The 13,050-nt window shown below is 36.1% G+C and carries 13 protein-coding genes and 2 pseudogenes; 14 read left to right on the top strand and 1 reads right to left on the bottom strand.

What is annotated here, in order from left to right; all coding sequences use genetic code 11:
• Window positions 1-344 (bottom strand): DEAD/DEAH box helicase (locus LG003_RS17790; protein ID WP_390894149.1); only part of this gene is annotated, 344 nt, incomplete at its 3' end.
• A gap of 318 nt (window positions 345-662) precedes the next feature.
• Between LG003_RS17790 and cpmA the strand changes: the two are divergent.
• The 14 genes and pseudogenes from cpmA to panB all read left to right on the top strand — a co-directional run bounded on the left by cpmA (window position 663) and on the right by panB (window position 13,028).
• Window positions 663-2,166 (top strand): annotated as a pseudogene (gene cpmA, locus LG003_RS23265) (carbapenam-3-carboxylate synthase).
• A gap of 2 nt (window positions 2,167-2,168) precedes the next feature.
• Window positions 2,169-2,930, top strand: coding sequence for a carboxymethylproline synthase (cpmB, locus tag LG003_RS17765; protein WP_112877014.1), 762 nt, complete (start codon window positions 2,169-2,171; stop codon window positions 2,928-2,930).
• Window positions 2,931-3,752 (top strand): (5R)-carbapenem-3-carboxylate synthase, encoded by an 822-nt coding sequence (gene cpmC / locus LG003_RS17760; protein ID WP_262981285.1) that lies wholly within the window; start codon window positions 2,931-2,933, stop codon window positions 3,750-3,752.
• Between the two features lie 76 nt (window positions 3,753-3,828).
• Window positions 3,829-5,032, top strand: a pseudogene (gene cpmD / locus LG003_RS17755) (carbapenem biosynthesis protein CpmD).
• The gene (cpmE, locus tag LG003_RS17750) at window positions 5,001-5,255 is read left to right on the top strand and encodes a carbapenem biosynthesis protein CpmE (RefSeq protein WP_112877016.1); all 255 of its coding nucleotides are present in this window, start codon (window positions 5,001-5,003) and stop codon (window positions 5,253-5,255) included. Before cpmD ends, cpmE begins: the two are co-directional and overlap by 32 nt.
• Window positions 5,256-5,263: 8 nt before the next feature.
• The gene (gene cpmF, locus LG003_RS17745) at window positions 5,264-6,112 is read left to right on the top strand and encodes a carbapenem biosynthesis protein CpmF (RefSeq protein ID WP_112877017.1); all 849 of its coding nucleotides are present in this window, start codon (window positions 5,264-5,266) and stop codon (window positions 6,110-6,112) included.
• Window positions 6,102-6,638 carry a carbapenem biosynthesis protein CpmG gene (cpmG, locus tag LG003_RS17740; protein WP_011145247.1) on the top strand — a complete coding sequence of 179 codons (537 nt, stop codon included), beginning with the start codon at window positions 6,102-6,104 and terminating at the stop codon, window positions 6,636-6,638. The genes cpmF and cpmG overlap by 11 nt, the downstream gene beginning before the upstream one ends.
• Window positions 6,619-7,179 carry a carbapenem biosynthesis protein CpmH gene (cpmH, locus tag LG003_RS17735; protein ID WP_370446050.1) on the top strand — a complete coding sequence of 187 codons (561 nt, stop codon included), beginning with the start codon at window positions 6,619-6,621 and terminating at the stop codon, window positions 7,177-7,179. Before cpmG ends, cpmH begins: the two co-directional genes overlap by 20 nt.
• A gap of 502 nt (window positions 7,180-7,681) precedes the next feature.
• Window positions 7,682-8,389, top strand: a complete 708-nt coding sequence (gene sfsA, locus LG003_RS17730) for a DNA/RNA nuclease SfsA (protein WP_262981283.1) — start codon at window positions 7,682-7,684, stop codon at window positions 8,387-8,389.
• 195 nt (window positions 8,390-8,584) lie between these two features.
• A complete protein-coding gene (dksA, locus tag LG003_RS17725; protein WP_011145244.1) occupies window positions 8,585-9,040 on the top strand; it encodes an RNA polymerase-binding protein DksA in 456 nt (151 codons plus the stop codon).
• Window positions 9,041-9,102: 62 nt separating this feature from the next.
• On the top strand, window positions 9,103-10,053 hold the full coding sequence (gluQRS, locus tag LG003_RS17720) for a tRNA glutamyl-Q(34) synthetase GluQRS (RefSeq protein ID WP_112877020.1): 951 nt from the start codon (window positions 9,103-9,105) through the stop codon (window positions 10,051-10,053).
• A gap of 90 nt (window positions 10,054-10,143) precedes the next feature.
• The gene (gene pcnB / locus LG003_RS17715) at window positions 10,144-11,646 is read left to right on the top strand and encodes a polynucleotide adenylyltransferase PcnB (RefSeq protein ID WP_240000729.1); all 1,503 of its coding nucleotides are present in this window, start codon (window positions 10,144-10,146) and stop codon (window positions 11,644-11,646) included.
• Between the two features lie 6 nt (window positions 11,647-11,652).
• Window positions 11,653-12,147, top strand: coding sequence for a 2-amino-4-hydroxy-6-hydroxymethyldihydropteridine diphosphokinase (gene folK, locus LG003_RS17710; RefSeq protein WP_112877022.1), 495 nt, complete (start codon window positions 11,653-11,655; stop codon window positions 12,145-12,147).
• An 89-nt stretch (window positions 12,148-12,236) separates the two neighbouring features.
• Complete coding sequence (gene panB / locus LG003_RS17705) at window positions 12,237-13,028, top strand: 3-methyl-2-oxobutanoate hydroxymethyltransferase (RefSeq protein ID WP_112877023.1); 792 nt, start codon at window positions 12,237-12,239, stop codon at window positions 13,026-13,028.
• The last annotated feature ends 22 nt before the right edge of the window (window positions 13,029-13,050 follow it).

Genomic DNA, 13,050 nt, shown 5'->3' with positions numbered 1-13,050 from the left:
GTCAGCATGGGGTCCTGCTGTAACATTCGGGTTAAAATGCCTTCTGTTACCACTTCAAGGCGAGTAGTTGCACTCATTTTCGTTTCTGAACGCATCCGGTAACCCACGGTCTGCCCGATATTTTCATTCAATTGAGCGGCAAGGCGATTGGCGACACTGCGAGCAGCAATCCGCCGTGGTTCTAACATTATGATACGCCCAGAGAAATCGGCTTTTTTCAGAATTTCCAATGGCAAAACCGTCGATTTCCCGGCCCCAGCCGGAGCATGAAGCAGGACCTGTTGTGAACTTTTCAACGCACTCAGGACAGGCTCGACGACCTCATATACAGGCAATAAAGACACAAACACTCCATACAAAGAAAGTTAACTTTCAACCGCCGGCATTGTAGCATTGCCTGCTTCAATCTTATGCCATCCGTCATTAGGGCGTTTTTATGAAATTCTATCCACTGTGCCAATACAGGGTACAGACAGAATATAATCATACATAATTGCCATTGATACAGTAATATTGCGGTTTCTGTTTTTAAAAACAAATAGTTAGATTAGATATATAAATAATTTTAATGTCAAATACATTGATAAATTCATTTAATGTGCTAATCTTTTAATTACTTAGATTCTTAATTATTTTTACAAAGTTATGAAAGGAGTTTAAAATTGGGCTCTGAATTTTGCTTTGTCAAATATGGTTTTGATAAAAATTTAAATGAATTAACAAATGAGTTTCAATTTGATGAGTTATCTACCGGAAGAATACTCTTCCGTAATACAACAAATGTATCTAAATTTAAAAGTGAAAGATATACTGCTTTTTTAATTGGTAATATATATAACATATCTACCATCAGATTCATTCTTGGAAAAATAGAAGGAAGAGCTGGTGTGCTTAGCGATGTGGAGGTTTTATTATTAATTAGAGAAAATTTGGCAATTCCATTATTTCTATAGCAGAAGGGGATTATTGCCTTTTTATTGAGGATAAAAAAGGAAATATAGAAGTAACAACAGAGTCTAGAGGATTAAATTTAGTAAATTTAGTACAGACAGATTTTATTTGGATTACTAATAGCTTGAAGATTGTTGGTAAGGTAGAGGGAGATAAAGCTTTTGATTTCAAATCTGAAAGCGAAGTTATTAAGAGCTCACTAAAACCAGATAATTTTTCACCAATAAGAAATGTGTCTAGATTAAAGCCTGGTACAATAAATAAATTAACATTTGATGAACAAAGATATCCTCATTTAGGAGTTGAGTATGTAATACCTCCTGTAGAGGAAAATTCTTTTGATATAAAAGAAAGTGACCTTCTTGAAATAATTGATTCTGATTTGAGAAATTCTATTTCCCGGTTATCTAAAAATAATAAAACTATAGGTGTTCCACTATCAGGAGGATTAGATTCAAGTTTAGTTACTGCTTTAGCATCAAAGTATTTTGATAAAGTAAAAACATGGTCTATAGGAACAGAATTAAGCAATGAATTTGAATTTTCTAAAATTGTTTCTGATTATCTCGGTACAGAACACGAAGTTAAAATTCTTAGTGAAGATGAAGTTATATCAGGTGTAGTAAAAGCTATTTATCATAATGAAATATTTGACGGATTATCTTCTGAGATTCAATCAGGATTATTTAATGTTTATGAATTAGCAAAAGGAAAAGTTAACTAATTGATAACAGGATATGGTTCTGATCTATTATTTGGAGGGATATTAGAACCCGGAAAATCCTATATTGAACCAAATAAAATATTATCTGAGCAAGTTTATAGAACTAAATGGACAGGAGAATTTTCAACTCATGGAGCAGGAAATTATGGGTTGAACGTTTATCACCCATTTTGGACTAATAATCTTATATCTTTATGTCATAATTTGGACCCATACTTTAAAATAAGAGATAATGAAGTTAAAAATATTTTACGAGAATATGCAAGCAGTATAAATATCCTCCCAAAAGAAATAATATGGAGAAAAAAATAGGTATTCATGAAGGATCATCTGTCAATAAGTTTTTTGCAACAATGATAGGAACTGAAGTAAATAACTATCAAGATAAAACAAGGTTTAGTTATTCTATATATAAAGAGTTTTTGACAGGAAAATTGTCAATTGAAGAAGCAAATTCAACCAAGTTGCGTGAAATTATAAAAAGGAGTTAGATATGGTAATAGAAAGAGATTTTAGCTCAATTAGAGTAATTATACTTAACCATGAAAATAAGCATAATCCATTTAGTGAAAGCTTAGAAAATTCAATTAAAAAATCTTTAATTAAAGCTGATCAAGATGACAATGTTAAAGCCATTGTTGTTTATGGTGGAGAGAATCGTTCTTTTTCTTCTGGGGGAGATTTCAATGAAGTTAAAAATCTATCAGGAGAAAATGTGGAACGTTGGATAGATAGAGTGATAGATCTATATTGTGCTGTTTTAAACGTAAACAAACCAACAGTAGCTGCGGTAGATGGTTATGCTGTAGGAATGGGATTTCAATTTGCTCTAATGTTTGACCAAAGAATTATATCAAGCGAAGCTAAATTTATAATGCCTGAATTAAAACACGGTATTGGTTGTTCTGTAGGTGCAGCTATACTTAGTTTTACACATGGACATAATATAATGAGAAAAATTGTATTTGAATGCGAAGAACTTTCATCAGAAATGTGTATTAAATACAACATTGCAAATCAGGTAATAGATAAAGAAATTCTTTTAGAAACAGCTATAGAACGCGCTAATTTACTAGCAAAATATCCGAAAACAGCATACTCGAACACAAAAAAATTTATGAACAAAAAATTCGTTGATATCTTGGAAGATAGCAGAAAAGAATCAAAATTAGTTCATAAAAATTCGTTTGGCTCTAGAGATTCTCAAAAGCACTTTAAAAAAGTACTTGGTGATAAATATTATGAGGATAATTAAATGAATAAAAATTTACAATGGTCACCAATAATGCAGTCAGGTTTTGGTGCTAACATTAGTACAGATGATTTTTTGAAAGCTTCTGCTAAAGAAATTAAAAATCTTCTAATGAGACAAGGCTTTATTGTAGTCAATAAAATAAACCTTAATGCTGATGAATTTCGCGATATATACAGCAAATATGGAACAATAGTTGAGTATGCAGATGAAAAAATAGATGTTGGTTTTGGGTATCGTGATACATTAAAACTTGAAGGCGAAAAAGGAAAAATTGTCACTGGGCGTGGACAACTCCCATTTCATGCTGATGGTGGGTTATTATTATCGCAAGTAGATCAAGTTTTTTTATATGCTGCTGAAATAAAAAACATGAAGTTTCGAGGAGCAACTACCGTTTGTGACCATGTTCTTGCATGCAAAGAAATGCCTAAACATTTATTAAATATTTTAGAAAATGAAATTTTTGAAGTAATAGTTCTAGAATATGGCTACTACGTAGATGTATCTCCTGCTGGATGGTTTCAAGTTCCTGTATTTACTGACCTTGGATGGGTGAGAAAAATGCTAATATATTTTCCATTCGATGAAGGACAACCAGCCAGCTGGGAGCCAAGAATTGTTGGGTTCACAGATGAAGAAACAAAGAGATTTTTTGCTGAGCTTACTGAATTTATGAAAAATCCCCGCTATTATTATAAGCATTATTGGGAAAAAGGTGATTTAATTATAATGGATAACAGAAGAGTTATTCATGAAAGGGAAGAATTTGATGACGATAATATCGTTCGTCGTCTCTACCGTGGGCAAACTGCTGATATTTAAATTCCTCCCCCTTCATAGAAGGGGAGGTAAAAATAAAGTGACATATGAGTTGTTATAACTATAGAAATTACAAATAATGGCTAATAAAAAATCAAACAACAATAAAGTTTTTAAAGACGAAACATCACTGTATTCTAGATATAGTATATCAACCCTTTTTCTTAAGTTTTTTGTAACTTTATTGTTAACAAATAAAATCACAAAAAAAATTTCTTTATGGATGATGAGATTTATTTTAAATAAAAAAAATAAGTTTTTTATTAGGTTTTTAAATGGGGTTTATTTTGGTGGTGAAAGTATAGATGAAGCAAAGGCTAATGTGATTTTTCTATCAAAAAATAATATTCATAGCATATTAGATTATGCAATTGAAGGGAAAAACGACGAAATTTTCTTTAATAATGCGCTAGAGTCAACATTAAAATTAATTGATCTCGCTAGCAAAGAGTCCAATATACCATATGTTGCCATTAAGCCTTCATCACTAGGAGATATTCATCTTTATGAAGAAAAAATGAGAGGTTGGAATTTTTTTGGAGAAAAAATTAATTCTTGGAGTAGGATATTAGAACGTTATGAAAAAATATTTCATTATGCAGAAATTAAATCAGTTAAAGTTATGATTGATGCAGAGCAATCTTGGATTCAGGCAGCAGTAGACAAGATTGTCATAGATAGCATTATTAAACACAATAAAATATTGCCTATTATAACATTAACAATACAATCCTACAAAAAAGAATCCATTGATCTTCTGATGTTACTACATAAAATTGCTATTGATAATAACATTAAAGTTGGTATTAAGATTGTTAGAGGAGCTTATTTAGAAGAAGAGATTAAAAATAAAGAAAAATCAATTGGAACATTTTTTTTAAAAAAAGAAGAGACTGATTTAAATTATAATTATTTAGCTGAATACATATCAAAAAGAATTGAGTATTTTTATCCTTTTTTTGCAACTCATAATGAAAATAGTATATCAATCATATTAAATAAGAATGAATTAAAAAATAAATCATTTTGGATTGGACAATTGTACGGGATTGGAGATCATATTTCATCAAAACTAGCTTACAATGGTATTAGGACGTGTAAATATTTACCATATGGGCCAATTGATAAATCATTGCCATATTTATTAAGAAGGATAAATGAAAATGCAGTGGCTTCAGATACCTTTGTTACAGAAAACAAAAAGATAATGAAAGAGATTATTTTAAGATTAAAAAAATACGGGAGATAAAAATGGATGTCTTTACATTAAAAATTGGAAATGATTCTTTTGATATATCATCGAATGAAACGATTTTGAAATGTGCTTATAAGAATGGAGTTAAATTAAAATATCATTGCGCTTCTGGATATTGTGGCAAATGTAAAGTAAAGCTTATTTCTGGTGAAGTTAATTTAGATCATTCTGGTGGAATATCTAGAGATAAAATATCTTCTGGATATATATTGACTTGCTGCTCATACCCGAAAAGCAACATTGAAATATAGGAAAAAAAATGAAATATATTTATTTGTTTTTATCTATAATAATGTCATCAAAAGCATATTCATTTGATAACATGAAACTCAGCTTTGTTGAAGGCGGTGATTTTTACGTTGGTAGTGTGTTTGGCGCTCAAAATTATGAATCTCATTCTAATGTTACATTAAATTCTTTTTATATCATGAAGAATGAAGTTACTTATTCAGAATATAAAGAGGTATATGAATGGGCTATATTAAATGGTTATGATTTTGATGATGGATGTAATGGGGCATATTATGAAGATTGTCTTCCTCCTGAGCAGGATGAAGGCAGGCATCCTGTGACTAGTATTAAATGGTTAGATACCATTCTTTTTTCAAATGCATTAAGTGAGAAATTAAAACTCACTCCAGTATATTTTCAAAAAGGAAATAAAATTATTAGAAAAAAAGACAAAAACTTAGAGATCTTTATAAATACAAACGCTAATGGCTATCGTTTACCTACCTTAAATGAATGGCATGTTGCAGCAAGGGGCGGAAAACCTGCCTTACGATTAGGAAGATATGGATACTATCACTCTGGAAGCAATGATTCTAAGAAGGTGGCATGGTATCCAGAGTTTAATACAAGTAATTTTGGAACACAGGTTGTAGGTAAATTATCTCCAAACGACTTAGATTTATACGATATGAGTGGAAATGTTTCTGAATGGGTCTATGATAGTTATGAACTTGGTACAGTTAAGTTGTACTATTTTTGTGGTGGAAGTTATCTTTCCCATGCAAACAGCTTATCCAGTTGTGATAACCATAGTTCAGGATATATTATGCCAGATGTTGGATTTAGATTAGTTAGGAGCTATTTAAATGAAAAATAAATTTTACCTTATTTTTATTTTACTTTTCTCGTTTGAGGCATTTTCTCATTGCGGAAATAAGGTAAATCTAAAGGATGGAATCAATCTTATAGATTTGAATGGTGATGGAAAAAAAGATGTAATTTTTTATGCCAAATTTGAAAACAATACATCTCATCCAAGTAACACATTAACTGTTTTTATAAAAAATAAAAATGGGAAATTTAATATAGTTCCACTCCCAAATGATACTGGTTTTACTTGGTTTGATTTTAAATTATCTGCTTCTGAAATAAAAATACAAGATTACGAGCTAAGGGTAAAAAATGGAGTTTATTATATTATTTTTTTTCGCAAAAAAAATAATGATGATGACATATTTGGAGAATACCCAGTAGAATTTATTAAATATGATATAAAATACAACAATGAAGTGCCTGGTATTTCAAATTATTATTGGGATTATACTAAATCCTATCTTACAAAGAAAAAATATAAAAATGTTAGTGATGCCATGACAGAATATAATATGGAGTGTAGTTTATGAAATTTTTTTATTTTTTTTTGTTTTTTTATCTTTTTTTTGTCATTCAGGAGAAAATGAATCTTTTAGAAAAAAAATACAAAAAAAAATTGACGATAAAATATTATTATGCCTAGGTGAAACTGAATGGCCAGTATCAATTAATGAAAATTCTATATGGGTTAATGCGAACATGGAATCTCTTGTTGATGCTGGATTAGTGAAATTGGATTTTAAAAGAGGAAAAAATAAATTATGGAACTTAACCAAGTTAGGAAAAAAAGAATTTAATAAAAATGGTGATTTTTGTTACGGTAGAATGATGTTAAAAAACATTCTAAGTATAACTTACATAAATAAAAAAAGAGGGTTTATAGTTTTTAACTACTATGTGCATTTATTACCTGAATGGGCTAAAAGCAAATCAATAAGATTCGCATATTCTTATCTAGATAATATTATTACAGGCATTGACAATGAAAAATATCAAATTGAATTTGAAAAATCTGACACTGGGGTTATTAAAATAATAAGTGATCCTGTTCAACTTGAAATTCTTTACTAATTTTAAGCGATAATAGGGGTTTCAAAAGCAACGGAATAGTACACTCCATTAAATAACTATTTAATGGCAGATTCGACTAATATACATTACACCTGCTGGATAGTCTTGGTATTCAGCATAAAAACAGTTTTATGAAACATCGTTCAAAAGCAGTTATTTCGGATAAAGATTACTCCAGCCAATCATTACGTAGCCGATTAAAAAATCAGGGAATAAAAGTGATAATTCCGTATATACCCTATGGATTTCAAGATGGATCGCGACGGCAAGGGAGCGAATCCCCGGGAGCATAGATAACGATGTGACCGGGGTGAGTGAGTGCAGCCAACAAAGAGGCAACTTGAAAGATGACGGGTATAAATCAAACGAAAAATCCCGGTCAGATAGACGGGTAAAATTCGACCATAAGACGAAATGTTGTGGAAAGATGTTTTGGTCGACTGAAAGAACATTGTAGCATTGCCTGCTTCAATCTTATGCCATCCGTCATTAAGGCGTTTTTATGAAATTCCATCCTCCGTTACAATCCGCCACACTCATTCGTCGTTATAAACGTTTCCTAGCTGATGTCATCACACCGGAAGGAGAAACACTGACTATCCACTGTGCCAATACGGGCGCAATGACCGGCTGTGCGACACCGGGAGATACGGTTTGGTATTCCACCTCTGATAATCCCAAACGTAAATACCCCAACAGTTGGGAATTGACAGAAACACAGGATGGTCACTGGATTTGTGTTAATACGCTCAGAGCAAATGATCTAGTCGCTGAGGCCATTGCACAAAATGCTATTCCAGAATTTTCTGAATATAAAAAAATCAGCCGGGAAGTGAAATATGGCGAAGAGAACAGCCGGATAGATCTGCTATTACAGGCAGAACAGCAAGTTAATTGCTACATTGAAGTGAAATCAGTGACTCTTCTCCAGGAAAATTGTGGCTATTTCCCTGATGCTGTCACGACTCGCGGGCAAAAACACCTACGGGAATTGCAACACATAGCAGAACAAGGGCAAAGGGCTGTTTTATTTTTTGCAGTCTTGCATTCTAGCATCAGGCAGGTCGCGGCGGCTGCACATATTGATCATAATTATTCATCTCTTTTGGAACAAGCGCAAAATTCTGGGGTCGAAGTTATCTGTTACCAGGCCAACATGACAGGAAAAGGGATGGTTTTAGGCGATAAGTTAACTTTTGTACTAAAATGATTAACTTACCGATTCACCTAATATTTGCAGCCAAGTTGTACAAGGTGTAAAGGCATACAATACATTTGCTTCCACACCATTGTGAAACTAATAGCAGGAACAATTGCCAACCCTTGCTCCATCTGCTATTTATAACGGCCTATTTTTTTCCCCGCTAGGGGTTCGTTTGATAGTGCGTGTGTTAGGAGAAGTATTATGCAAGAAGGGCAAAAACGTAAAACCTCGTCCTTAAGCATTCTCGCCATCGCTGGGGTAGAACCTTACCAAGAGAAGCCAGGTGAAGAATACATGAACGATGCCCAGTTGGCGCATTTCAAGCTAATTCTTGAAGCATGGCGCAATCAACTCAGGGATGAAGTAGATCGTACTGTATCTCATATGCAGGATGAGGCAGCGAACTTCCCTGATCCAGTTGACCGTGCGGCGCAGGAAGAAGAATTCAGTCTTGAATTACGTAACCGCGATCGTGAGCGTAAATTGATTAAGAAGATCGAGAAAACCCTGAAAAAAGTCGAAGATGACGATTTCGGTTTTTGTGAATCTTGCGGCATTGAGATCGGCATCCGTCGTTTGGAAGCCCGTCCAACCGCAGATTTGTGTATTGATTGTAAGACGCTGGCCGAAATCCGTGAAAAACAGATGGCTGGCTAATTAATGGTGTTCCGAATACGGCGTCTTTATGACGCCGTATAAACAACCCCACTGATCTCCATATGATAAAATCTGAACGTCCCCAAGCTTATATTGGGCGTTTCGCCCCATCACCTTCTGGTGACCTGCATTTTGGTTCATTAATCACTGCCATTGGCAGCTATTTGCAAGCCCGTGCTTGTCAGGGAAAGTGGCTGATACGTATTGATGATATTGATCCGCCCAGAGAAGTTCCCGGTGCTGCCAGCCGGATTCTTCACGCACTTGAACATTACGGTTTACATTGGGATGGTGAAATTCTCTATCAGTCTCAACGCCATGAGGCTTATCGCCATGTCCTTAATCAATTGCAACAACAAGGTTTAAGTTATTACTGTACCTGTACCCGTCAACGCATTCATCAGATTAATGGTTTTTATGATAGAAACTGTCGTGAATTAAATTTGCCCATTGATCATGCAGCAATTCGATTCAAACAGCGTCATCCGGTTTACGGTTTTGAAGATAAATTACAAGGATATCTGAACGCCGATCCGGTCATGGCTGAAGAAGATTTTATTATTCACCGTCGTGACGGTTTATTTGCCTATAATTTAGTGGTTGTTATTGATGATGATTACCAAGGGGTGACTGAGGTGGTAAGAGGGGCAGATTTGATTGAACCAACTGTCCGCCAGATTGCGCTTTATCAGCAATTAAATCTCAAAATACCTGACTATATTCATTTACCACTCGCTCTGAATAAGGACGGCAATAAACTTTCCAAACAGAATCATGCTCAGCCGATCCCATTGGATGATCCCCGGCCATTACTGATTGAAGTATTATCTTTCCTTAATCAATCTGTTATAGAAAACTGGCAAGATCTTTCTCGTGATCAATTGTTACAAAAAGCAACAGCACGTTGGGATCTGGACCGAATTCCACGACAAGGTAAAATGCACATAGATAACATGAATAAAGTTACGGTTAGTCATAACAACCATTCTCAAAAAATACACAGTAGGCTATGATTAGCCGCTGTTTTTTATTTGTTTTATATGATTAGTTACTTATCGAGGTGTACCATTTTTAACCGAGTAGCAAATTTCTGCCGTAACTTATTGATCCGCGAAGGGAAAAATAACCGCGAACTACAGGCAGCCAGTGAAAGGCCAGTCACCGGATCTGACCGTTCTGCTCAGGAAGAGTACATAACTCTTCACTCTAATCGCCAAAACCCTTATCAACTCTTATCCAATGTGGAGACACCAAGGAAGGTTGAACAGGAGAATCCTCATTCGAATTTATCGATAACGATAATTCCACGGGAACAACATTGTATTTCCCGCAGAGATATCAGTGAAAATGCACTGAAGGTCCTTTACCGTTTGAATAAATCCGGTTTTGAAGCCTATTTGGTTGGCGGTGGTGTCCGTGACTTATTACTCGGTACAAAACCGAAAGATTTTGATATTGCCACCAATGCCACACCAGAACAGGTGCGTAAATTATTTCGCAACTGCCGTCTGGTTGGACGCCGCTTTCGCTTAGCTCATATTATGTTTGGTCAGGAAGTGATTGAAGTCGCAACATTCCGTGGTCCACATGAACAAACGGGTTCTGATGATAAAAATCAATCACAACAAGCACAAAGCGGCATGCTACTGCGGGATAACATCTTCGGCTCAATTGAAGAAGATGCTATGCGCCGCGATTTCACCATAAACAGCCTCTATTACGGTATCAATGATTTCTCTCTGCGTGATTATGCCGGTGGCCTTCATGATCTGGAAACCGGTGTTATCCGCTTGATTGGCGATCCTGAAACCCGCTATCGGGAAGATCCAGTAAGAATGCTGCGTGCGATCCGTTTCGCTAGCAAACTGAATATGACCATCAGCGAAGGTACCGCCGAACCTATTTCTCGTTTGGCTTTTCTGCTGAGTAATATTCCACCTGCCCGTCTGTTTGAAGAATCTTTAAAACTTTTACAAACCGGTCAAGGTTACAGCACTTATAAACTTCTGCGCGAATACCGCCTATTTCAACCACTTTTCCCATTGGTTCAACGCTATTTCACCGAAAATAACGATTCGCCAATGGAACGTATACTCAATCAGGTTTTGAAGAATACCGATTACCGGTTACAAAATGATAAACGGGTTAACCCGGCGTTTTTGTTCGCCGCAATGCTCTGGTATCCACTGGTTGAACATGCGGAAAAGCTGTCTCAAGAAGGTGGCCTGGCTTACTACGATGCTTTTGCATTGGCGATGAATGACATTCTGGATGAGCAATGCCACTCCATTGCCATTCCTAAGCGCCTGACAACCATCATGCGTGATATCTGGCAATTACAGTTACGTCTGCCACGCCGTCATGGTAAGCGGGCAAATAAACTGATGGAACACCCTAAATTCCGTGCTGCCTATGATTTGCTGGAACTGAGAGCCAATGTTGAAAATCGCAATGAGCTAAAAGATCTTGTCGATTGGTGGGGAGAATTTCAGCAAGTCAATGCATCACAGCAACGGAGTATGATTTCTGAACTGGGCAGTGAGATTGTTCGTCGTCGTACACGGCCTCGCCGTCACTATAAACCAAGACTGAGCAGGAACAGCTAATAAATTATGGCTCGTGTTTATATCGCTGTTGGTAGCAATCTGGCAGAACCTATGCAGCAAGTAAAAAATGCACTTGCTGCATTAAAAGATTTACCGGAAACAGAATGTATTGCCTGCTCCTCACTGTATCGTACTAAACCGATGGGGCCGCAGAATCAACCTGATTTTCTGAATGCGGCAGTCGCACTGGAAACCACGCTAACACCGGAAGAATTACTCAATCACACTCAGGCGATTGAACTGGCCCAGGGACGGGTAAGAAAAGATGAACGCTGGGGGCCAAGAACACTCGATCTGGATATCATGCTATTTGGTGATCAGGTGATTACTACCGAACGATTGACAGTGCCTCACTACGGACTAAAACAACGCGAATTTATGCTCTACCCGTTAGCTGAAATTGCCCCTGATCTTATATTTCCTGATGGGGAAGCTTTATCTGAAAGACTGAAACACATCCCAGAAAACGGCCTGACACTCTGGCTGCAACCGCAGCTCTGATTCTAATCATTACATATAGGGATCTCAGTTCAATCTGTGGCCGATTTCTGTACATAACAAGAAAAATTGCAGGAGAAGGAAGATAAATAATGAAACCAATAACCATGACTGATCTGAATCAGCTCAAAAAAGAAAAACGTAAATTTGCAACTATTACCGCTTATGACGCCAGCTTTGCCCACCTGTTTGCCGAGCAAGGTATCGATGTCATGCTGGTTGGTGACTCACTGGGTATGACTGTGCAAGGGGCTGATACCACCATTCCAGTGACAGTTGAAGATATTGTCTATCATACTCGTTGCGTCCGTGCCGGAGCACCTTATACTTTTATCATTGCCGATATGCCCTTCATGAGTTATGCCACACCAGAGCAAAGTTGTGAAAACGCAGCCAAGCTTATGCGTGCTGGCGCTAACATGGTGAAACTTGAAGGCGGTAGCTGGTTATACGATACCATTAGCATGCTTACCGAGCGTTCTGTACCCGTTTGCGCTCATTTAGGGCTAACTCCTCAATCAGTCCATATTCTTGGCGGTTATAAAGTTCAAGGTCGTGATGAAGTATCAGCGAATCAATTGATAAAAGATGCCATTACCTTAGAAAAGGCAGGCATACAACTGCTAGTACTAGAATGCGTACCCGTTGATTTAGCTAAACGTATCACCGATGAATTACAGATCCCGGTAATTGGTATTGGCGCCGGTAATGTGACTGATGGGCAAGTTTTAGTGATGCATGACGCACTAGGCATTACCGTAAGCCCCCCTAAATTTGTGAAAAACTTCCTTGAAGAAGCAGGAAATATACGTGATGCCATCCGCTTATATAAAGAACAAGTGGAAAGCGGCGCCTACCCAGGTAAAGAACACTCATTTTATTAATAAATTACCCTTGTTAGCCCGA

Origin of the sequence: Photorhabdus kleinii, from assembly GCF_025384885.1 — a bacterium.
GTDB lineage: Bacteria > Pseudomonadota > Gammaproteobacteria > Enterobacterales > Enterobacteriaceae > Photorhabdus > Photorhabdus kayaii.
Note: the sequence above shows the minus strand (reverse complement) of the source record. Positions and strands in the feature narration are given on the sequence as shown.

Coding starts and splice junctions, on each gene's coding strand:
- cpmB (WP_112877014.1), top strand. CDS start 2,169: ATGGTAATAGAAAGAGATTTTAGCTCAATTAGAGTAATTATACTTAAC.
- folK (WP_112877022.1), top strand. CDS start 11,653: ATGGCTCGTGTTTATATCGCTGTTGGTAGCAATCTGGCAGAACCTATG.
- sfsA (WP_262981283.1), top strand. CDS start 7,682: ATGAAATTCCATCCTCCGTTACAATCCGCCACACTCATTCGTCGTTAT.
- cpmC (WP_262981285.1), top strand. CDS start 2,931: ATGAATAAAAATTTACAATGGTCACCAATAATGCAGTCAGGTTTTGGT.
- cpmF (WP_112877017.1), top strand. CDS start 5,264: ATGAAATATATTTATTTGTTTTTATCTATAATAATGTCATCAAAAGCA.
- cpmE (WP_112877016.1), top strand. CDS start 5,001: ATGGATGTCTTTACATTAAAAATTGGAAATGATTCTTTTGATATATCA.
- cpmG (WP_011145247.1), top strand. CDS start 6,102: ATGAAAAATAAATTTTACCTTATTTTTATTTTACTTTTCTCGTTTGAG.
- panB (WP_112877023.1), top strand. CDS start 12,237: ATGAAACCAATAACCATGACTGATCTGAATCAGCTCAAAAAAGAAAAA.
- gluQRS (WP_112877020.1), top strand. CDS start 9,103: ATGATAAAATCTGAACGTCCCCAAGCTTATATTGGGCGTTTCGCCCCA.
- dksA (WP_011145244.1), top strand. CDS start 8,585: ATGCAAGAAGGGCAAAAACGTAAAACCTCGTCCTTAAGCATTCTCGCC.